Origin of the sequence: Pseudomonas sp. B6002 (assembly GCF_013385985.1) — a bacterium.
In the GTDB taxonomy this organism is placed as follows: Bacteria; Pseudomonadota; Gammaproteobacteria; order Pseudomonadales; family Pseudomonadaceae; genus Aquipseudomonas.
The window spans coordinates 135,811-155,229 of sequence record NZ_JACAOY010000007.1; the positions used below are offsets into that span (position 1 = coordinate 135,811).

Here is a 19,419-nt window from a genome sequence, read left to right on the forward strand (position 1 = left end):
ATGAGCGACCAGATACCGGTACACGACGTTACCCCCCCAGCCAAGACCGTCGACCTCTACGCCTCGCGCGAGAAAATCTACACCCGTGCCTTCACCGGCCTGTTCCGCAACCTGCGCATGCTCGGCGGCGCTGCGTTGTTCCTGCTCTACTTCGGCACGGTGTGGCTGAACTGGGGCGGCCACCAGGCGGTTTGGTGGAACCTGCCGGAGCGTAAATTCTTCATTTTTGGCGCAACCTTCTGGCCCCAGGACTTCATCCTGCTCTCGGGCATTCTGATCGTGGCAGCCTTTGGCCTGTTCTTTATCACCGTGTACGCCGGGCGCGTGTGGTGCGGCTATACCTGCCCGCAAAGCGTGTGGACGTGGATCTTCATGTGGTGCGAAAAGGTCACCGAAGGCGACCGCAACCAACGCATCAAACTCGACAAGGCGCCCATGGGCGCCAATAAATTCCTGCGCAAGTTCAGCAAGCACACCCTGTGGTTGTTGATCGGTTTTGTCACCGGCATGACCTTCGTCGGTTACTTCTCCCCCATCCGCGAATTGGTGTTCGACTTCTTCACCGGCCAGGCCGATGGCTGGTCGTATTTCTGGGTCGGTTTCTTCACCCTCGCCACCTACGGCAACGCCGGCTGGCTACGTGAGCAGGTGTGCATCTACATGTGCCCGTACGCACGTTTCCAGAGCGTGATGTTCGACAAGGACACCCTGATCGTCTCCTACGACCCGCGCCGTGGCGAACTGCGTGGCCCGCGTAAAAAAGGCGTGGACTACAAGGCCCAGGGCCTGGGGGATTGCATCGACTGCACGATGTGCGTGCAGGTGTGCCCCACCGGTATCGACATCCGTGACGGCCTGCAAATCGAGTGCATCGGCTGCGCCGCGTGCATCGACGCCTGCGACAACATCATGGACAAGATGGAATACCCGCGCGGCCTGATCAGCTACACCACCGAGCACAACCTGTCGGGGCAGAAAACCCACAAGCTGCGCCCGCGCCTGATCGGTTACGCGCTGGTGCTGCTGGCGATGATCAGCCTGCTGGTGGCGGCGTTCTTCATGCGCTCGCTGGTGGGCTTCGATGTGAGCAAGGACCGCGTGCTGTACCGCGAAAACGCCGAAGGCCGCATCGAGAACGTCTACAGCCTGAAGATCATGAACAAGGACCAGCGCGACCACACCTACGTGCTCGACGCCACGGGCCTGCCAGACCTCAAGCTGCAAGGCCGGCGTGAGATCAAGGTGGCGGCCGGCGATATCGTCAGCATGCCGGTGGAGCTGTCGAGTGCGCCGGAGCAATTGCCATCGAGCACCAACGAGGTCAAGTTCATCCTCACCGACGCCGATGACGCCAGCGTTCATATTGAAGCCAAGAGCCGATTCATCGGCCCCCAAGTTCGTTGACTTATAGAGAGCAGAACAATGTCCGTAGCGACTGCCACAAGCCCCTGGTACAAGCACCTCTGGCCCTGGATCATCATCGGGATCCTGGCCTGCTCGGTGACCTTGACCCTGTCCATGGTAACCATCGCGGTGAACAACCCGGACAACCTGGTCAACGACAACTACTACGAGGCCGGCAAAGGCATCAACCGCTCCCTGGACCGCGAGCTGCTGGCCCAGACCCTGCAACTGCGCGCCAAGGTGCACCTGGACGAACTGACCGGTGAAGTCGACGTGCACCTGACCGGCAACAGCAACCCGGCCACCCTGGAACTCAACCTGATTTCCCCGACCCAGCCGGAAAAGGACCGCAAGATCAACCTGGCCCGCAGCGACACCGAACACGGCCGCTACATCGGTCAAGTCACCGACAAGGTCGAAGGCCGCCGCTTCGTGGAACTGCTGGGCGTCGAGGGCGACAAGACCTGGCGCATGTTCGAGGAAGAACAGGTCAGCCACGACAAGGACTTGTTGCTGGGCGATGAGCCATTACAGGGTGCTGAAGACCTGAAAAAGTAAAAAGCTTGCGCTTCGCGCATCGCGGGCAAGCCCGCTCCCACATTGGATCGCGGTCCCCCTGTGGGAGCGGGCTTGCCCGCGATGGGGCCCCCCAGCCGACTAAGATCTCTACCCATGACCACCCCCTGCTACCACTGCGCCCTCCCCGTCCCCGCGGGCAGCCGGTTCACCGCCATCATCCTCGGTGAGCGCCGCGAACTCTGCTGCCCAGGCTGCCAGGCCGTGGCCGAGGCGATTGTCGCCGGTGGCCTGGAAAGCTATTACCAGCACCGCAGCGAAGCCTCGGCGAACCCCGACGCACTGCCGGTGCAGTTGGTGGACGAACTGGCGCTGTATGACCGTGCCGACGTGCAAAAACCCTTCGTGCGCCACGCGGGCGATCTCGCCGAAACCACCCTGCTGATGGAAGGCATCAGCTGCGCCGCCTGTGGCTGGCTGATCGAAAAACACCTGCGCCGCCTGCCCGCCGTGGCCGAGGTACGGCTGAACCTATCCAACCACCGTTTGCATGTGCAGTGGGCCGACGGCCAATTGCCGTTGAGCCAATTGCTCAGCGAGTTGCGCCATATCGGTTACGCCGCCCATCCCTATCAGGCCGACCGCGCCGCCGAACAACTGGCCAGCGACAACCGCCGCGCCTTGCGCCAACTGGGCGTCGCCGGGTTGCTGTGGTTCCAGGCCATGATGGCGACCATGGCCACTTGGCCCGAATTCAATATCGACCTGAGCCCGGAACTGCACGTCATCCTGCGCTGGGTGGCGATGTTCCTGACAACGCCCATCGTGTTCTACAGCTGCGCGCCGTTTTTCAAAGGCGCCCTGCGCGACCTGCGCACCCGCCACCTGACCATGGATGTCTCGGTGTCCCTGGCCATCGGCGGCGCTTACCTGGCGGGTATCTGGACCGCCATCACCGGCGTGGGCGAGCTGTATTTCGACGCGGTCGGCATGTTTGCGCTGTTCCTGCTGGCGGGCCGCTACCTGGAACGACGAGCCAGGGAACGCACCGCCGCCGCGACCGCACAGTTGGTTAATCTGCTGCCCGCCTCATGCCTGCGTTTGAAGGGCGATGGCCAGAGCGAACGCATCCTGCTGAGCGAACTGGCCCTGGGTGATCGCGTGCTGGTGCACCCCGGCGCTGTGCTGCCGGCCGATGGCGTGATCCTCGATGGTCAATCGAGCATCGACGAATCCCTGCTCACCGGCGAATACCTGCCGCAACCCCGAGACGTTGGCGACAGCGTCACGGCGGGCACCCTCAATGTCGAAGGCGCGTTGACCGTTGAAGTACGCGCCCTGGGCCATGACACGCGCCTGTCCGCCATCGTGCGCCTGCTGGATCGGGCTCAGGCCGAAAAACCGCGCCTGGCTCAAATCGCCGACCGCGCTGCGCAATGGTTCCTGTTGTGTTCGCTGATTGCGGCGGCCGTGATCGGCCTGGTGTGGTGGGAGCTGGACTCATCACGCGCCTTCTGGATCGTGCTGGCCATGCTGGTGGCAACCTGCCCTTGCGCGTTGTCCCTGGCCACGCCCACCGCGCTCACCGCTGCCACTGGCACCCTGCACAAACTCGGGCTGTTGCTGACCCGTGGCCATGTGCTGGAAGGCCTGAACCAGATCGACACGGTGATCTTCGACAAGACTGGCACCCTCACCGAAGGCCGCCTGGCATTACGCGCGATTCGTCCCTTGGGTGCGTTGGGCAGCGATGACTGCCTGAGCCTCGCCGCCGCCCTGGAAAACCGCTCCGAACACCCCATCGCCCGTGCGTTTGGCCGTGCGCCACTGGCCGCCGACGAAGTGCTCAGCGCGCCAGGCCTGGGGCTGGAAGGACGTGTGGGTGAGCGCCTGCTGCGCATCGGCCAGCCGGGCTATGTGTGTGAGCTCAGCGGTTGCCCCCTGCCTGATTCACCCGATGAAGCCGGCCAATGGCTGCTGCTGGGTGATCGCAGCGGCGCCCTCGCCTGGTTCGTGCTCGATGACCGCCTGCGCAGTGATGCGCCCGCGCTGCTGGCCGCGTGCAAGGCCCGTGGCTGGCGCACGTTGCTGCTGTCGGGGGACAGCTCGCCGATGGTCGCCAGCGTGGCCCTTGAGCTGGGCATCGATGAAGCCCGTGGCGGCCTGCGCCCGGACGACAAGTTGCAGGTGCTGCAACAGCTGCACCGCGAAGGCCGCAAGGTGCTGATGCTCGGCGATGGCGTCAACGATGTGCCGGTGCTGGCCGCTGCCGACATCAGCGTGGCGATGGGCTCGGCCACGGACCTGGCCAAAACCAGCGCTGACGCGGTGCTGCTGTCCAACCGACTCGATGCCTTGGTGCAGGCATTTACCCTGGCGCGGCGCACCCGTCGGGTGATCATTGAAAACCTGCTGTGGGCCGGGCTGTACAATGGCCTTATGCTGCCGTTTGCGGCCCTCGGTTGGGTCACGCCGATCTGGGCGGCGGTCGGCATGTCCCTCAGTTCGTTGACCGTGGTGTTGAACGCCTTGCGCCTGACTCGCCTACCGAGCGCGCCGGCTGCCAGCGCCCCCCTGAAAACCCGCCCGCTGCCGGCCTGAGCCGTGCGGGCATGGAGTGCAGATGCCAGCTCTATACGTGATGATCCCGGCGGCGCTGCTGTTAGTGGGTGTCGCCATTTACATCTTCTTCTGGGCCGTGGACAGCGGCCAGTACGACGACCTCGACGGCCCGGCCCACAGCGTGCTGTTCGACGACCAGGACCCGAACCACCTGGCTGGCGTCGAAGAGGCCAATAGCCCCGAACAACCGCCCAAAGATCCACCCCATGCTTGAATTGGCGCCACTGCTGGTCTCTGCGCTGATCCTCGGCTTGCTCGGTGGTGGCCATTGCCTGGGCATGTGCGGCGGACTGATGGGCGCCCTCACCCTGGCGATCCCCAAGGAGCAACGCAGCCGCCGTTTCAGGCTGCTGCTGGCGTACAACCTGGGGCGCATCCTCAGCTATGCGGCTGCCGGCGTGCTGATCGGCCTGGCCGGCTGGGCCGTGGCGAACAGCCCGGCCGCGATGTTCATGCGTGTGCTGGCCGGGTTGCTGCTGATCAGCATGGGCCTGTACCTGGCCGGATGGTGGAGCGGCCTGACCCGCATCGAAGCCCTGGGGCGGGGCCTGTGGCGGCATATCCAGCCGGTGGCCAGCCGCTTGCTGCCAGTGTCCAGCCTGCCCCGCGCCTTGCTGCTGGGCGCGCTGTGGGGTTGGTTGCCCTGCGGGTTGGTCTACAGCACCTTGCTGTGGGCGGCGAGCCAGGGCAATGCGCTGGACAGCGGCTTGTTGATGTTGGCGTTTGGAGTGGGCACGTGGCCGGTGCTATTGGCCACGGGGTTGGCCGCCGAACGCGTCACGGCGCTGCTGCGCAAACGCAGTGTGCGGATGGCGGGCGGTTTGCTCGTGATCCTGTTTGGCATCTGGACGTTGCCGGGTCCACACCAGCACTGGCTAATGGGCCATTAAATCGCCATGTGGCATAGCGCCGCTCCCCGTTGATGCAAATCAAGATGCCATCTCCACCGCGCCCCTAGACTCGGCCCATTAGCCTATTCCGGGGAGCGCCCGCATGCTCGACGCCATTCGTTGGGACACAGACCTGATTCACCGCTACGACCTGGCGGGGCCGCGCTACACGTCCTACCCCACCGCCGTGCAATTCGACAGCCAGGTGGGCACCTTCGATCTGCTGCACGCCCTGCGCGACAGCCGCAAGGCCGCACGGCCGTTGTCGCTGTATGTGCATGTGCCGTTCTGCGCGAATATTTGCTACTACTGCGCCTGCAACAAGGTCATCACCAAGGACCGTGGCCGCGCCGCGGCTTACCTGCAACGCCTGGAGCAGGAAATCCAATTGATAGCCTGCCACCTCGACCCGAAACAGCCGGTGGAGCAACTGCACTTCGGCGGCGGTACGCCCACGTTTCTCAGCCATGACGAGCTGCGCCAGGTGATGACCCGCCTGCGCCAGCACTTCAATTTGCTGGATGATGATTCCGGCGACTACGGCATCGAGATCGACCCCCGCGAAGCGGACTGGGCCACCATGGGCCTGCTGCGTGAATTGGGCTTCAACCGCGTGAGCATCGGCCTGCAAGACCTCGACCCCGAGGTGCAACGCGCGGTCAACCGCCTGCAGAGCCTGGAAGAAACCCGCGCCGTGATCGACGCAGCACGCACCCTGCAATTTCGCTCGATCAATATCGACCTGATCTACGGCTTGCCCAAGCAGACGCCAATCAACTTTGCGCGCACCGTGGAGGAAGTGATCAGCCTGCAGCCAGATCGCCTGTCGGTGTTCAACTACGCGCACCTGCCGGAACGTTTCATGCCCCAGCGGCGCATCAACACCGACGACTTGCCCTCCCCGGCGGCCAAACTGCTGATGCTGCAAACCACCATCGAGCAGTTGACCCAGGCCGGTTATCGCTACATTGGCATGGACCACTTCGCCCTGCCGGATGACGAATTGGCCATCGCCCAGGAAGAAGGCACCTTGCAGCGCAATTTCCAGGGCTACACCACCCATGGGCATTGCGACTTGATCGGGCTGGGCGTGTCGGCGATCAGCCAGATCGGCGACCTGTACTGCCAGAACAGCAGTGACCTGAACGGCTACCAGAACGCACTGGCCGGCGCGCAACTGGCCACCAGCCGTGGCCTGGTCTGCACCACGGACGATCGTTTGCGGCGGGAAGTGATTCAGCAGTTGATCTGCAATTTCAGCCTGGCATTCGAGGCGATCGAACAGGCCTTCAACATCGATTTTCGCGGTTACTTCGACGACATTTGGCCGCAGTTGGAAACCATGGCCGCTGACGGCCTGATTGAGCTGGACGCCCAGGGCATTCGTGTACTGCCGGCCGGGCGTTTGTTGGTGCGTTCGGTGTGCATGGTGTTCGATGCCTACCTGGAGCACCAGAACAGGCAGCGATTCTCGCGGGTGATCTGAGGCCTGTGTTACTTCGCCAAAAGGGCCATCGCTTGCATGTTGGCCTCAGGCGATTCGTTTTTCAGGGCCTTGGCCAGTTGGGCCTGGGCGTTCATCAAACCGGCCTGGATAGAGGCTACATCACCCTGCAAACCGGCCACTTTCGCCTGGCGGGCTTCCGGGGACAGCGCGGTGTCATTCATGGCCGCTGAGATCTGGGCCATCTTCTGGGCCAGCTGTTTTCTCAGCTCGCGGATCATCTTCAGCAACTCTTTGATGTTGTCTTTCAGGCCGCTGTCGTCGATGTCTTTGTTGGGGTTACCCGCCTGGGACGCTTTGAGCCCCGCCCCGGAGATGACCACCTTCACGCCTTCGCCGGGAGTAGGTGGCGGCGCTGGCTTGTCATCGACCTTTTTGCCGGCAAGCGCGTCAGCCGCTGTCAGAATCTGAGGCTTCTTGGTGGTCACGACAGCGTTATTGAAAGGGAGTACCGACATGGTCTGAGCTCCAGCTCATAAGGATTCACACTGTGTATCGGCGCCGTTACATAAAGCTTTATACCGTCGCCTGTTTTTTGTACAGGCTGGCCTCACCTACCCCCGGTGCGTTACCCTTACGTCTTATGTGTGTTTTCCCACAAGGATTTAAGAAATGTCCGAGCCAGTTAAACTGCGCGCTCACAGCCAGGCTCATTGCAAGGATTGCAGCCTGGCCCCCCTCTGCCTGCCACTTTCGTTGAATCTGGAAGACATGGATGCGCTGGACGACATCGTTAAACGCGGCCGCCCACTGAAAAAGGGTGAATTTCTGTTTCGCCAGGGTGACAAGTTCGATTCCGTCTATGCGGTACGTTCAGGCGCGCTGAAGACGTTCAGCCTGAGCGACAGCGGCGAAGAGCAGATCACCGGTTTCCACCTGCCCAGCGAGCTGGTCGGGTTGTCGGGGATGGACACCGAGATCCACCCGGTGTCGGCCCAGGCCCTGGAGACGACGTCGGTGTGCGAAATCCCCTTCGAACGCCTGGATGAGTTGGCCCTGCAACTGCCTCAGTTGCGCCGCCAGTTGATGCGGGTGATGAGCCGTGAGATCCGTGACGACCAGCAGATGATGCTGCTGCTGTCGAAGAAAACCGCGGACGAGCGTATCGCGACGTTCCTGGTCAACCTGTCGGCGCGGTTCCGCGCCCGGGGTTTCTCGGCCAACCAGTTCCGCCTGAGCATGTCGCGCAATGAAATCGGCAATTACCTGGGCCTTGCGGTGGAAACCGTGTCCCGCGTATTCACCCGTTTCCAGCAGAACGAACTGATCGCCGCCGAGGGCAAGGAAGTGCATATCCTCGACCCGATCCAGCTGTGCGCGCTGGCCGGTGGTTCGCTGGAAGGCTGACGCAAACGCTTGCGGCCGCGCCAACCGGCGAGGCCGCAGGTATACTTCGAGTCCGTTTACAGCCCCAGGACTCTTCGACGATGACCTTTGATTCGTTCGACATCAAATCCCTGATCCGCCCCGTCATCGACTTCCCCAAGCCTGGGGTGATCTTCCGTGATATCACGCCGCTGTTCCAATCGCCCCGCGCCCTACGCCTGGTGGCCGACAGCTTTGCCCATCGCTATGTCGAAGCCGACTTCACCCATATCGGCGCGATGGACGCCCGGGGCTTCCTGATCGGTTCGATCATCGCCTACCAATTGAACAAACCGCTGATCCTGTTCCGCAAACAGGGCAAGCTGCCAGCCGACGTGCTGGCCGAGGGTTACCAGACCGAGTACGGCGAAGCCTTCCTGGAAGTGCACGCCGACAGCCTGTGCGAGGGCGATTCGGTGCTGATGTTCGATGACCTGATCGCCACCGGTGGCACCTTGATTGCGGCCGCGAACCTGGTACGGCGCATGGGGGCGAAGATCTTTGAAGCCGCGGCGATCATTGACCTGCCGGAGCTGGGTGGGTCGCAGCGGTTGGAGGATATGGGCATCCCGACCTTCTGCCTGACGCAGTTTGGGCTGACTGAAAAATAACCGCTGCCTGAACCGGCCTCATCGCAGGCAAGCCAGCTCCCACAGGGGAATGCATTCCAAATGTGGGAGCTGGCTTGCCTGCGATGAGGCCCGACAGAACACTAAAGATTAAAGTCCCATCTGCTTACTGATGATTTCATTCATCACCTCCCGCGTCCCCCCACCAATCGACAGAATGCGATTGTCGCGGTACAGCCGCTCCACCAGGCTGCCACGCATGTAACCTTGGCCGCCAAGGATCTGCACCGCGTCATAAGTGACCCGATCGGCAGTGTCAGTGGCCAGGTTCTTGGCCATGGAAATTTCCTTGATCACACTTTTGCCGGCCGCCATCTTCGCCGCCTGGCGGTAGGTGAACTCGCGGGAGACTTCCACCGCCGTGGCCATTTCCGCCAGGCGATGCTTGAGCACCTGGAATTTGCCGATGGGTTTGCCAAACGCCTCGCGCTGGGCGGCCCAGGCCAGGCTTTCTTCCAGCGCCAGTTGCGCGGTCATGTTGGCCATCAAGGCCAGGGCCAGGCGCTCGCTCTGGAAGTTGCCCATGATGCAGGCAAACCCCAGGTTCTCGGTGCCGATCAGGTTGCCCACAGGCACGCGGCAATCATCAAAGAACAACTCAGCCGTGTCCGACGCCCACCAGCCCATTTTCTTCAGGGGTTTACCGACGGTAAAACCCGGCGTGCTCTTTTCGATGAGCAACAGGCTGATGCCGCCGAACCCCGGGCCGCCTGTGCGCACGGCGACTGTATAGAAATCGGCACGAATGCCACTGGTGATAAAGGTTTTGCTGCCGCTGACACGGTAATGTTCGCCATCGCGCACGGCGCGGGTTTGCAGGTTGGCCACATCGGAGCCGCCACCGGGCTCGGTGACGGCCAGGGCGATGATTTTTTCGCCGGCCAGTACCAAGGGCGCCACACGTTCGCGCACCTCCGGCCGGGCCCATTTGACGACGGGCGGCAGGCCGATATCCAACGAACCAAGCCCGGCCACCACGCCGCCTGAGCCGCAGCGCATCAACTCTTCGCTGGCCGCGACCTTGGCAAACAGGTCGCCCTCATGGCTGCCGCCCAGGGCTTCGGGGTAGCCAATGCCGAGGATGCCCGCCGCGCCAGCCTTGAGGTACAGCTCGCGGGGGAAGGTTTCGGCCTCTTCCCAGTGTTCAATGCCTGGCAACAACTCGCGCTCGACAAAACGGCGCACGCTGTCGCGGACCAATTGGTGGCTGGGGTCGAAGTAATCCTGATAGGCAGACATCGGCAAGCTCCACACAGAGGGTGGAGCGAACTTACCAAGCGCTTGCTTGGTTATCAAGCCAGATGCAAATTTCACCGGCAACACAAAATAAATGTGGGAGCTGGCTTGCCTGCGATACAGGCACCGAGGTGTGTCAGGTACACCTCGGCGATGTTATCGCAGGCAAGCCAGCTCCCACATTTTGATCTGTGTCGCTCTTTAGAGGGCGATGGGTTTGCGGCCGGCGAAGGAATGCGCCAGGGTGCCGCCGTCTACCAGTTCCAGCTCGCCACCCAGCGGTACGCCATGAGCGATGCGCGAGGTGATCAGGCCTTTGTTGGTCAGCAGCTGGGCAATGTAATGCGCGGTCGCTTCACCTTCCACGGTGGGGTTGGTGGCCAGGATCACTTCCGTAAACGTGCCCTGCTCTTCGATACGTGCTACCAGTTGCGGGATGCCGATGGCTTCCGGCCCCAGACCGTCCAGCGGCGACAGGTGGCCCTTGAGCACGAAGTAGCGCCCGCGATAACCGGTCTGCTCCACGGCGTACACGTCCATCGGCCCTTCCACCACGCACAGCAACGTGTCGTCGCGGCGTGGGTCGGCGCACTGCGGGCAGAGTTCTTCTTCGGTGAGGGTGCGGCACTGGCGACAGTGGCCAACCCCCTCCATGGCCTGGCTCAAAGCCTGGGCCAACCGGGCGCCGCCGCTGCGGTCGCGCTCCAGCAGTTGCAGCGCCATGCGCTGTGCAGTTTTCTGGCCCACGCCCGGCAGAATGCGCAGGGCGTCGATCAGTTGGCGAATCAGGGGGCTGAAGCTCATGGGCGAAAGGTCCGACAAAACAACGAGACGCGGTTTATACCCGCGCCCCGGATTAGCGTCAAATGGTCAATCCTGTGCGACCCGCACCACCAACTTGCCGAAGTTGCGCCCCTCGAGCAAACCGATAAAGGCTTCGGGCGCCTGCTCCAGGCCGTCGACCACGTCCTCGCGGAACTTGATTTTGCCGTCACGTACCCAGGGCGCCATCGCACTGAGGAACTCGGGCTGGCGATCGCCGTAGTCGTCGAACACGATAAAGCCCTGGATGCGCACGCGCTTGGTCAGCAAGGTGCGTTGCAGTGCCGGCAACCGGTCAGGACCGCTCGGTGGCTGGTGGGCGTTGTAACCCGCGATCAGGCCGCACAACGGGATACGTGCCTTGGGGTTGAGCAAGGGCACCACCGCATCGAAGACCTTGCCGCCGACGTTCTCAAAGTAGATGTCCACGCCTTTGAAGCACGCCAGGGCCAGTTCATTGGCAAAGTCTGCACTCTTGTGGTCGATGCAGGCATCGAAACCCAACTCCTCCACCACATAGCGGCACTTGTCAGCGCCCCCTGCGATCCCCACCACGCGCAAGCCCTTGAGCTTGGCCACTTGGCCGACCACCGAGCCCACGGCACCGGACGCCGCCGCCACCACCAGGGTTTCCCCGGCCTTGGGCTGGCCGATGTCCATCAGGCCCATGTAGGCGGTCATGCCCGGCATACCCAGCACACCCAGCGCCATGGAGGGACTGGCCAAACCCTTGGGCACCGGAATCAGGTTGCGGCCGTCGGAAATACTGTGGCTTTGCCAGCCGGTGGAGCCGACCACCAGATCGCCCACTTCGAATTTGGGATTACGTGATTGTTCGATACGGCTGACAGCTCCGCCGGTCATCACCTCGTCGATTTCCACCGGCGCGGCGTAGGACGGCGCGTCACTCATGCGCCCGCGCATGTAGGGATCGAGGGACAGGTACAGCGTCTTCAGCAAGACCTGGCCGTCTGCCAGTTCGGGCAACGCCACCCGTTCCAGGCGGAAGTTTTCCGGGGTGGGGGCGCCCTGAGGGCGAGAGACCAGCACGATGCGCTGGTTCAGAGTCAGTTCTTGAGGCATCAGGAGGCTCCTTGATCGAATCCATCGGTACAGGGTGCAGACCATGGTCGAGGGGCTGGGGTTCGATTGGATCGGCACAAACAAAAATGCCAGGCACGAGGCCTGGCATTGGAGTCTAGCTAAAGCTCGCCGATCAGAACGGCAGCTTCATGCCCGGTGGCAGTTGCATGCCAGCGGTCACACCACCCATTTTTTCCTGGCTGTTGGCTTCGATCTTGCGCACCGCGTCGTTCACGGCAGCAGCGAACAGCGCTTCGAGCATTTCCAGGTCATCTTCGCCCACACCCGGCAATACGCTTGGGTCGATGCTCACGCGCTTGATGTCGTGACGACCGGTCATCACCACGCTGACCATATCGCCACCGGCTTTACCGGTGACTTCGGCGTTGGCCAGTTCTTCCTGCATCTTGGCCATTTTTTCCTGCATCTGCTGCGCCTGCTTCATCAGGCCGGCCATGCCACCTTTCATCATGGGAATCACCTCAAAGTACGTGGATCAAGTTAGTAGCCCGGTGTCAGGATGCCTGGGGCACCGGGGCATCGACAGGTTCAATTGTATCGTGACGAACGACTGCACCGAACTGTTGCATCATCTGCTGGATGAGCGGGTCGGCGTGGATCGAGCTTTCGGCGTCACGCTGGCGGTTGATACGCCGACGGGTCGCGGCCTGGGCCGGGGTTTCCTGCTCGGGCTTGATCAGTTCGATGGCGATGGTCAGCGTGCGCTCATGGTACTGGTTCAGTGCGTCATTCAGGCGACGTTGCTGGGTGGCGTTGAACAGGGCGCTGTGGGCCGGGTCCAGGTGCAGCAGCCAGTGGTCGCCATCGATGGAAATCAGGGTGCAGTTGGCGGCGATGCTGCCGGTCATGCCCGAGATCGGCAATTTCGGGAACAGCTCCAGCCATTGCAGGGCCAGGCCGGTGGCCGGGGCCGCCGCAGGCTCCACTTCGGGTTCCGGCGCAGGCTCGGCGGTGTGTTCGCTGGCCAGGTCGTCCAGGTAGCTGTAGGCCGAATCCATGTCCGGCTCGATGTAATCTTCGTCCAGCGGCGGTTCATCGTCGAGGTCGATGCCGGGCGTGGCCGCATCAACCTGGGCGACCGTCGGCTCGGGAACCGGCGCAGACACCCACTCCGGCGCGTCCGGCACCACGCTGTCCGGTGTCGGCGTGGGCATTGGTGTCAGTTCGGGCTGCTCACCGATGGTTTCCAGCACGGGCTCCACGGCAGGCTGTAGCTCGACTTCCACCGGATCGTTCCACGGCAGGTCGACAACGGGCTCGGGCTCGATGACCGGCTCAGGTTCGGGCTGCGGTTCAACCACCGGCGCAACGGCCACCGGTTCAGGCGCTGGCGCAACTGGCGCAGGCGCAGCAACCACTGGCGCGACGACTGCCGCGCCAGCCACTGGTTTGGCGGAATCAACTGTGGCCTGGCTGATCCCCACTGGCTTTAGCGGCTGTCTCGGTGCGTCTGCCGAGTCGGCGGGCCGGAAGGCCAGCATCCGCAGCAGGACCATTTCAAAGCCACCACGCGGGTCCGGCGCCAGCGGCAAGTCCCGGCGACCGATCAGGCCCATCTGGTAGTAGAACTGCACATCTTCGGCCGGCAACGCCTGGGCCAGGGCCAACACGCGATCGCGGTCGCCGTGGCCGTTGTCGACGCCCTCAGGCAGGGCCTGGGCGATGGCGACACGGTGCAGCACATTGAGAATTTCAGACAGCACGCCGTTCCAGTCCGGGCCTTGCTCCGACAGGTGACGCACCGCTTCGAGCAACGCCTTGGCGTCACCCTCGATCAGCGCATGCAGCACGTCGAATACCTGGCCGTGGTCCAGGGTGCCGAGCATGGCGCGCACATCGGCGGCCATGACCTTGCCTTCACCAAAGGCGATGGCCTGGTCGGTGAGGCTCATGGCATCCCGCATCGAGCCATCGGCGGCGCGGCCGAGCAGCCACAGTGCGTCGTCTTCGAACGGTACGTTCTCGACGCCCAGCACGTGGGTCAGGTGCTCGACCACCCGCTCGGGGGTCATGTTCTTCAGGGAGAACTGCAGGCACCGCGACAAGATCGTTGCAGGAAGTTTCTGCGGGTCGGTGGTGGCCAGGATGAATTTGACGTAGGGCGGCGGCTCTTCCAGGGTTTTCAACAGGGCGTTGAAGGAATGGCTGGACAGCATGTGCACTTCGTCGATCAGGTAGACCTTGAAGCGGCCACGGCTCGGCGCGTACTGCACGTTGTCGAGCAGCTCGCGGGTGTCTTCAACCTTGGTGCGGCTCGCGGCGTCGATCTCGATCAGGTCGACAAAGCGCCCTTCGTCGATTTCCCGGCACACCGAGCAGGTGCCGCACGGCGTGGAAGTGATACCGGTTTCACAGTTCAGGCATTTAGCAATGATGCGCGCAATGGTGGTCTTGCCCACGCCGCGCGTGCCAGTGAACAGGTAGGCGTGGTGCAGCCGCTGGCTGTCCAAGGCATTGATCAGAGCCTTGAGCACATGGGTCTGGCCGACCATTTCGCGGAACGAGCGCGGACGCCATTTACGTGCAAGAACCTGATAACTCATCGAAAACCGTCGCAACTGGGAAGCAGAAGCCGGTAATGCTAGCGGAGCAGGGGGGAAATTGCATCCGGCACGCTCGCCTAATCTGACTAAGCTCTCCTGACTGGCCCCACAAAGGCCTGAACCCGGAGAACCTATGCGCGTAGTCCTGGGCGCTTTATGGATGATGTCCCTCGCCAGCCTCGCGGCCCCCGCGCCGTTGCGCTTCTCGGTTTCCGACAGCTGGGCGATGCCCATGGCACAAGTGGAGGACGACCAGCCCACCCAGGGCATCCTGTATGACCTGATGCTCAGCCTGGCCACCCAGGTCGGGCGCCCGGCCGAGTTCCACGTGCTGGCCCGGGCGCGCATCGCAGGCGCCATGGAACACGGCGACATCGATGTGCGCTGTTATGTCGCCCAGGCCTGGGTCGACAACCTATCGGGCGACTTCACCTGGAGCGTGCCGCTGATGGTGCAGCGCAACGTGCTGGTGAGCCGCCACGCCACGCCGCCATTGGTACAGGTCGACAAGCTCGCGCCACAGTCAATCGGCACGGTGCTCAACTACCGCTACGCCGCCCTCGCCCCGCTGTTCGCCAGCGGCCAACTGACCCGCGACGATTCGCGCAGCGAAGACCTGGTCCTGCACAAGCTGGTGGCCGGGCGTTTTACCTACGCGGTGATCAATGAGTGGATCCTGGACCGTTTCAACCTGAGCCTGGCGCCAGGCCATCGCTTGCACAAGGTCGCGATCATTGAGGAGCAAAGCCTGGGCTGCATCGTACGCAACGACCCCGGCGTGCCGGTGCAGCGAATCCTGCGCACACTGTTGCGCATGAAGATGTCGGGCGAGATTGACGACATCATCCAACTCTATACCGGAGAAAATCCGCCGCCCCTGCCGACTCCTGACAAAAACTGACAGTTCGGGCTTTTAGACTGGGCCCCGCTAACCGCCCACTCTCAAGGAACTTGAATGAACACCATCGCCCATTACTTCCTGCTGTACGTCGACAGCCCGGCCACCAGCGCCAACTTCTACAGCCGCTTGCTGGACAAGCCACCGGTGGAGTTGAACCCGACGTTCGCCCTGTTCATTCTCGACAATGGCGTAAAACTCGGGCTGTGGTCGCGGCACACGGTTGAACCGGCGGCCCAGCACACGGGCGGCGGCGGTGAAGTCGGCTTCTCCCTGCCCGACAAGGCCGCCATCGATGCCCTGCACGACCAGTGGGTTGAGCGCGGCGCAACCATCATTCAATCACCGACCACCCTGGACTTCGGCTACACCTTTGTCGCCCAGGACCTCGACGGCCACCGGTTGCGTGCGTTCTGCCTGAGCGATTGATCGCCAGCGCCCTTCCAGGCTGATGGCCGCCACGCTCGCCAGCACGATCACACCGCCAAGCACCACCTGCATGGCAATGTGCTCACCCAGCAGCGTCGCGGCCATTGTCATGGCCACGGGCGGGATCAGGTACATCGCCACCGAAGCGCGGCTGACCTCAACATGCTTGAGCACATACCCCCAGGCCAGGTATGCCAGGGCGCTGGGGAAAATCCCGAGCACCAGCACCGCCAGGTTCTCCGGCAACGGTGCCTGCACCACGGCGGCCGACAGCCCCGGCAGGTTCACGCAGAGCATCAGCGTGCCCGCCCACACCATGTAGCACGCCATGGTCAGCGGGCTGTAGCGGTGGGCGTAATGCTTCTGGATGGCGAAGTACACACTCCACGAAAGCGCCGCCAGCAGTATCAGCAGGCCACGCGGGTCGATGTCGCCCACGCCCTGATCGCCCCAGATCACCACCAGCACACCCAGCAAGCCGAGCAACACGCAGCCCCAGCGCCAGAGACTCACCCGTTCCTTCAAGCAGAAAAACGCAATCAACACGCTGAACAGCGGCGCCGATTGCGCCAGCACGCTGGACGCCGCCGCCGTCACGAATTGCTGCCCGTAGTTAAGGCTGGTGTGATGCAGGAACACCCCGAAAAAACTCAGTACCAGCAGCCACGGCACGTCCCGCAGGCGCGGCCGACCGATGCCCATCAGCAGCGCCACGCCGCCCATGAACACCGACGCGATCAGAAACCGCAGCAACGCTAGTTGGCCCGGGCTGTAGCTGTGCAAGCCCATGTGCACACCAATGGGCGAATACGCCCAACAGAGGATGACGCTGGCGATGACTAGCGTAAGCTTTACGGGTGACGGGGTATTCATCGACGGCGTCCGGCAACAGGAAGGAATGCCGTCAGTCTTGGCCCGGGCAAGGCGCAGGACAATTAACCGTTTCTGACTTCTGAAATCACTGGAACTGAGCAATGGAACTGGCCCAACTGAAAATGGTGCGAGCCGTGGCGCAAACCGGCAGCGTGGCCCAGGCCGCCCTGCAACTGCACTGCGTGCCGTCCAACATCACCACGCGTATCAAGCAGCTGGAAAGCGAGTTGGGCACGCCACTGTTTATCCGCGCCGGACGCGGCTTGGCGATCAGTGCGGCCGGCGAGATCTTCCTGGACTATTGCGAGCGCATCCTGGCGCTGGTGGACGAGTCCAAGCGTGCCGTCGATGCCAATGCCATTCCTCGGGGCACCCTGCGCATCGGCGCCGTCGAGTCCAGCGCCAGCGGCCGTTTGCCACCGCTGTTGGCGGAGTACCACCGGCGCTACCCCGACGTGACCCTCGAACTGGTGACCGGCGCATGGGCGCAACTGCTGGACGACCTGCAACACCACCGCATCGACGTGGCGCTGGTAGCCTCCGGGGGCAAACGCGCAAAGCTCGAACACAGCGTGGTCTACAGCGAGCGCCTGGTGCTGATCGCCAGCGCGTCCAGCGCACCGATTCACAGCGCCGCCGACCTGGCCGAGCGCACCCTGCTCGTCTGGCCAGCCGGCTGCCCCTATCGCGCCGCGTTGGAAAACTGGGTCAAGCCCCACGACTTCAAGCCGAGCATCGCCAGCTATGCCAGTTGGGGCACGATTATCGGCTGCGTGAGTGCCGGGATCGGCGTGGCGCTGGCGCCGGAAGGCATCCTGGCGCGCTACGAGCAGGCCAACCAATTGGCGTCTTATCGGTTCGACGAACTGCAAGCCGTGGACAATCTGCTGTTCTGGCACAAGGACACCCAACGGCACTTGGCACGGGACGCATTTGCCGGGCTGTTGCGGGAGACTTTCGGCTAACCCGTAACATGATGTTTCAGGTATCCTCCCGCGCAATTAATTCAAATTGTAAGGGACTACCATGAATTACTTCCGCCTGCTAATGGTGGCGGCCGCCTTGAGCCTGCCTGTCGCACCCGCTTTTGCTGCCACCCCGCCCGCCCCTGTCGAAGCCAGTGCCCCTGCCGAAACGGCCGAGCACTTTCTTGCGTCGCTCAAGCAGAAGACCGGCACCATCACCCTGCCGAGCGGCATTGCCACCCTCAAGCTCAACGACAACTTCTACTACCTCGACCCGTCCGACACCGAACGCTTGCTGACCGATGGCTGGGGCAACCCGCCGGGCTTCAAGACACTCGGCATGATCGTGCCCAAGGCCGTCAGCCCGCTGTCGGAACGCGGCTGGGGCGTGATCGTCAGCTACAAGAATGACGGGCACATTTCTGACGAAGATGCGGCAAAAATCGACTACGCCGACCTGCTCAAGTCGATGCAGGAAGAAGACGAAGCCGACAACAAGGAACGCCGTAAACAAGGCTACGCCGGCCTGCACCTGCTGGGCTGGGCCGAGCCGCCGCGCTACGACGACACCACCCACAAGATGTATTGGGCTCGCGAGCTGAAAGCCGACGACGCGCAACAGAACACCCTCAACTACAGCATCCGCGTCCTGGGCCGTGAAGGCGTCCTGGAACTCAACGCCGTCGCTGCCATGGCCGACCTGCCGACCATCAAGCAGGAACTGCCTCAAGTGCTGGCCTTCACCAACTTCACCGACGGCAACCTGTACACCGACTTCAACCCGAAAACCGACAAGCTGGCCGCTTATGGCTTGGCGGCCCTGGTCGCGGGCGGTATCGCGGCCAAGGCCGGGCTGTTCGCCAAGATCGGCATCTTCCTGCTGGCGGCGAAGAAGTTCCTGGTGATCGGCGTCGTGGCATTGCTTGCCTTCGTTCGCAAGCTGTTCAATCGCAACAAGGCCTGATTACGGGCACAAAAAAACGCCGCAATGTGCATGGCGCATTGCGGCGTTTTTTATGGGCTCAGTTCTTCGCGACGGGCGCCGCCAGGCGACGGTATTGATCCGAGCTGATCCAGCCGGTGAACGAACGGTCGTCCGCGTTGATGAACTCGACCTGGGCCCAGCCATCCTTGAACGCCAGCACACCGACGACATCATTCTTGACGATATACGGGCGCTTGGCGGCTTTGACGCCGGGGTTCTTCAGCAGGTAAGCCTTGTCGGCAGACACCGTCACCAGGCCGATCCATTTTTTGTTGGCGGTCTGGGTCAGCTCCAGGCCAGTGGCGATCTCGGGCATCAGCACATTGATGCAACCGGGGTGCTGGCGGCCCTGCTCCACGGTCAGGGTCACGCCGTCGGATGAGGCGGCGACCTTGCCGGGATAGGCTTGATCGAGCCAAGTGGTCAGTGCCGCAGGCTTGCCTTGCAGGTAGAACGCGCAACCGCGGGTAACGCCCTCGCCCAGGGTTTCGGCGTAGTAACCTTCAACCTGATGGTCTGGCGTCACCGCCAGCATCAGCCCTTCATACTTGCCCGAATGCAACGGGGCGCTGCCCGCCAACGCAGGCATTGCGGCACACAACGACAACACACCCATCGCCAGAAAACGGATCAT

At 62.8% G+C, this 19,419-nt stretch carries 20 protein-coding genes; 12 read left to right on the top strand and 8 right to left on the bottom strand.

The features are described from left to right. The 6 genes from ccoG to hemN all read left to right on the top strand — a co-directional run bounded on the left by ccoG (nucleotide 1) and on the right by hemN (nucleotide 6,918). Complete coding sequence (gene ccoG / locus HX792_RS11900; protein WP_176996292.1) at nucleotides 1–1,404, top strand: cytochrome c oxidase accessory protein CcoG; 1,404 nt, start codon at nucleotides 1–3, stop codon at nucleotides 1,402–1,404. Nucleotides 1,405–1,422: 18 nt separating this feature from the next. Continuing rightward, complete coding sequence (locus HX792_RS11905; RefSeq protein WP_176996293.1) at nucleotides 1,423–1,962, top strand: FixH family protein; 540 nt, start codon at nucleotides 1,423–1,425, stop codon at nucleotides 1,960–1,962. A 114-nt stretch (nucleotides 1,963–2,076) separates the two neighbouring features. After that, nucleotides 2,077–4,521, top strand: coding sequence for a heavy metal translocating P-type ATPase (locus HX792_RS11910; protein WP_371319347.1), 2,445 nt, complete (start codon nucleotides 2,077–2,079; stop codon nucleotides 4,519–4,521). A 22-nt stretch (nucleotides 4,522–4,543) separates the two neighbouring features. Then, nucleotides 4,544–4,756, top strand: a complete 213-nt coding sequence (gene ccoS / locus HX792_RS11915; RefSeq protein ID WP_176996295.1) for a cbb3-type cytochrome oxidase assembly protein CcoS — start codon at nucleotides 4,544–4,546, stop codon at nucleotides 4,754–4,756. Further along, nucleotides 4,749–5,432 carry a sulfite exporter TauE/SafE family protein gene (locus HX792_RS11920; protein WP_176996296.1) on the top strand — a complete coding sequence of 228 codons (684 nt, stop codon included), beginning with the start codon at nucleotides 4,749–4,751 and terminating at the stop codon, nucleotides 5,430–5,432. Before ccoS ends, HX792_RS11920 begins: the two co-directional genes overlap by 8 nt. 103 nt (nucleotides 5,433–5,535) lie before the next feature. Next, nucleotides 5,536–6,918 (top strand): oxygen-independent coproporphyrinogen III oxidase, encoded by a 1,383-nt coding sequence (hemN, locus tag HX792_RS11925; protein WP_176996297.1) that lies wholly within the window; start codon nucleotides 5,536–5,538, stop codon nucleotides 6,916–6,918. A gap of 8 nt (nucleotides 6,919–6,926) precedes the next feature. On the opposite strand, the gene HX792_RS11930 is transcribed toward hemN, so the two are convergent. Continuing rightward, nucleotides 6,927–7,394, bottom strand: coding sequence for a hypothetical protein (locus HX792_RS11930; protein ID WP_176996298.1), 468 nt, complete (start codon nucleotides 7,392–7,394; stop codon nucleotides 6,927–6,929). Between the two features lie 154 nt (nucleotides 7,395–7,548). Between HX792_RS11930 and fnr the strand changes: the two genes are divergently transcribed. Together fnr and HX792_RS11940 are read left to right on the top strand one after the other, a co-directional pair. Next, nucleotides 7,549–8,283, top strand: a complete 735-nt coding sequence (fnr, locus tag HX792_RS11935) for a fumarate/nitrate reduction transcriptional regulator Fnr (RefSeq protein ID WP_016979302.1) — start codon at nucleotides 7,549–7,551, stop codon at nucleotides 8,281–8,283. 80 nt (nucleotides 8,284–8,363) lie between these two features. Further along, the gene (locus HX792_RS11940) at nucleotides 8,364–8,912 is read left to right on the top strand and encodes an adenine phosphoribosyltransferase (protein ID WP_016973177.1); all 549 of its coding nucleotides are present in this window, start codon (nucleotides 8,364–8,366) and stop codon (nucleotides 8,910–8,912) included. A 108-nt stretch (nucleotides 8,913–9,020) separates the two neighbouring features. On the opposite strand, the gene HX792_RS11945 is transcribed toward HX792_RS11940, so the two are convergent. From HX792_RS11945 to dnaX, 5 genes are all read right to left on the bottom strand, one after another. Then, nucleotides 9,021–10,169 carry an acyl-CoA dehydrogenase family protein gene (locus HX792_RS11945; protein ID WP_176996299.1) on the bottom strand — a complete coding sequence of 383 codons (1,149 nt, stop codon included), beginning with the start codon at nucleotides 10,167–10,169 and terminating at the stop codon, nucleotides 9,021–9,023. A gap of 198 nt (nucleotides 10,170–10,367) precedes the next feature. After that, entirely contained in the window at nucleotides 10,368–10,970 is a 603-nt protein-coding gene (gene recR, locus HX792_RS11950; protein WP_176996300.1) for a recombination mediator RecR, read from the bottom strand. Between the two features lie 66 nt (nucleotides 10,971–11,036). Next, the gene (locus HX792_RS11955) at nucleotides 11,037–12,071 is read right to left on the bottom strand and encodes an NADP-dependent oxidoreductase (RefSeq protein ID WP_176996301.1); all 1,035 of its coding nucleotides are present in this window, start codon (nucleotides 12,069–12,071) and stop codon (nucleotides 11,037–11,039) included. A gap of 133 nt (nucleotides 12,072–12,204) precedes the next feature. Next, nucleotides 12,205–12,543 carry a YbaB/EbfC family nucleoid-associated protein gene (locus HX792_RS11960; RefSeq protein ID WP_003175481.1) on the bottom strand — a complete coding sequence of 113 codons (339 nt, stop codon included), beginning with the start codon at nucleotides 12,541–12,543 and terminating at the stop codon, nucleotides 12,205–12,207. A gap of 43 nt (nucleotides 12,544–12,586) precedes the next feature. Further along, a complete protein-coding gene (gene dnaX / locus HX792_RS11965; RefSeq protein WP_176996302.1) occupies nucleotides 12,587–14,635 on the bottom strand; it encodes a DNA polymerase III subunit gamma/tau in 2,049 nt (682 codons plus the stop codon). Nucleotides 14,636–14,768: 133 nt separating this feature from the next. On the opposite strand from dnaX, the gene HX792_RS11970 reads away from it, so the two are divergent. Both HX792_RS11970 and HX792_RS11975 read left to right on the top strand, forming a co-directional pair. Beyond that, complete coding sequence (locus HX792_RS11970) at nucleotides 14,769–15,536, top strand: ABC transporter substrate-binding protein (RefSeq protein WP_176996303.1); 768 nt, start codon at nucleotides 14,769–14,771, stop codon at nucleotides 15,534–15,536. A gap of 54 nt (nucleotides 15,537–15,590) precedes the next feature. Beyond that, nucleotides 15,591–15,962 carry a VOC family protein gene (locus tag HX792_RS11975; protein ID WP_176996304.1) on the top strand — a complete coding sequence of 124 codons (372 nt, stop codon included), beginning with the start codon at nucleotides 15,591–15,593 and terminating at the stop codon, nucleotides 15,960–15,962. On the opposite strand, the gene HX792_RS11980 is transcribed toward HX792_RS11975, so the two are convergent. Then, entirely contained in the window at nucleotides 15,876–16,835 is a 960-nt protein-coding gene (locus tag HX792_RS11980; protein ID WP_176996305.1) for a DMT family transporter, read from the bottom strand. The two genes, HX792_RS11975 and HX792_RS11980, sit on opposite strands and share 87 nt — an antisense overlap. 101 nt (nucleotides 16,836–16,936) lie before the next feature. Here HX792_RS11980 and HX792_RS11985 point away from each other — a divergent pair, with 101 nt between their 5' ends. Continuing rightward, nucleotides 16,937–17,800, top strand: a complete 864-nt coding sequence (locus HX792_RS11985) for a LysR family transcriptional regulator (protein WP_176996306.1) — start codon at nucleotides 16,937–16,939, stop codon at nucleotides 17,798–17,800. 61 nt (nucleotides 17,801–17,861) lie between these two features. After that, on the top strand, nucleotides 17,862–18,764 hold the full coding sequence (locus HX792_RS11990; RefSeq protein WP_176996307.1) for a DUF2167 domain-containing protein: 903 nt from the start codon (nucleotides 17,862–17,864) through the stop codon (nucleotides 18,762–18,764). A gap of 58 nt (nucleotides 18,765–18,822) precedes the next feature. Here the strand turns inward: HX792_RS11990 and HX792_RS11995 are convergent, their stop codons facing one another. Further along, nucleotides 18,823–19,419 carry a hypothetical protein gene (locus HX792_RS11995; protein WP_176996308.1) on the bottom strand — a complete coding sequence of 199 codons (597 nt, stop codon included), beginning with the start codon at nucleotides 19,417–19,419 and terminating at the stop codon, nucleotides 18,823–18,825.

What these genes read in the sequence shown, in the direction of transcription:
- HX792_RS11985 (WP_176996306.1), top strand. Translation starts at nt 16,937, where the DNA reads ATGGAACTGGCCCAACTGAAAATGGTGCGAGCCGTGGCGCAAACCGGC.
- HX792_RS11980 (WP_176996305.1), bottom strand. Translation starts at nt 16,835, where the DNA reads ATGAATACCCCGTCACCCGTAAAGCTTACGCTAGTCATCGCCAGCGTC.
- HX792_RS11940 (WP_016973177.1), top strand. Translation starts at nt 8,364, where the DNA reads ATGACCTTTGATTCGTTCGACATCAAATCCCTGATCCGCCCCGTCATC.
- HX792_RS11920 (WP_176996296.1), top strand. Translation starts at nt 4,749, where the DNA reads ATGCTTGAATTGGCGCCACTGCTGGTCTCTGCGCTGATCCTCGGCTTG.
- HX792_RS11930 (WP_176996298.1), bottom strand. Translation starts at nt 7,394, where the DNA reads ATGTCGGTACTCCCTTTCAATAACGCTGTCGTGACCACCAAGAAGCCT.
- HX792_RS11975 (WP_176996304.1), top strand. Translation starts at nt 15,591, where the DNA reads ATGAACACCATCGCCCATTACTTCCTGCTGTACGTCGACAGCCCGGCC.
- ccoS (WP_176996295.1), top strand. Translation starts at nt 4,544, where the DNA reads ATGCCAGCTCTATACGTGATGATCCCGGCGGCGCTGCTGTTAGTGGGT.
- recR (WP_176996300.1), bottom strand. Translation starts at nt 10,970, where the DNA reads ATGAGCTTCAGCCCCCTGATTCGCCAACTGATCGACGCCCTGCGCATT.
- dnaX (WP_176996302.1), bottom strand. Translation starts at nt 14,635, where the DNA reads ATGAGTTATCAGGTTCTTGCACGTAAATGGCGTCCGCGCTCGTTCCGC.
- HX792_RS11905 (WP_176996293.1), top strand. Translation starts at nt 1,423, where the DNA reads ATGTCCGTAGCGACTGCCACAAGCCCCTGGTACAAGCACCTCTGGCCC.
- ccoG (WP_176996292.1), top strand. Translation starts at nt 1, where the DNA reads ATGAGCGACCAGATACCGGTACACGACGTTACCCCCCCAGCCAAGACC.
- HX792_RS11990 (WP_176996307.1), top strand. Translation starts at nt 17,862, where the DNA reads ATGAATTACTTCCGCCTGCTAATGGTGGCGGCCGCCTTGAGCCTGCCT.
- HX792_RS11945 (WP_176996299.1), bottom strand. Translation starts at nt 10,169, where the DNA reads ATGTCTGCCTATCAGGATTACTTCGACCCCAGCCACCAATTGGTCCGC.
- fnr (WP_016979302.1), top strand. Translation starts at nt 7,549, where the DNA reads ATGTCCGAGCCAGTTAAACTGCGCGCTCACAGCCAGGCTCATTGCAAG.
- hemN (WP_176996297.1), top strand. Translation starts at nt 5,536, where the DNA reads ATGCTCGACGCCATTCGTTGGGACACAGACCTGATTCACCGCTACGAC.
- HX792_RS11970 (WP_176996303.1), top strand. Translation starts at nt 14,769, where the DNA reads ATGCGCGTAGTCCTGGGCGCTTTATGGATGATGTCCCTCGCCAGCCTC.
- HX792_RS11995 (WP_176996308.1), bottom strand. Translation starts at nt 19,419, where the DNA reads ATGATCCGTTTTCTGGCGATGGGTGTGTTGTCGTTGTGTGCCGCAATG.
- HX792_RS11910 (WP_371319347.1), top strand. Translation starts at nt 2,077, where the DNA reads ATGACCACCCCCTGCTACCACTGCGCCCTCCCCGTCCCCGCGGGCAGC.
- HX792_RS11960 (WP_003175481.1), bottom strand. Translation starts at nt 12,543, where the DNA reads ATGATGAAAGGTGGCATGGCCGGCCTGATGAAGCAGGCGCAGCAGATG.
- HX792_RS11955 (WP_176996301.1), bottom strand. Translation starts at nt 12,071, where the DNA reads ATGCCTCAAGAACTGACTCTGAACCAGCGCATCGTGCTGGTCTCTCGC.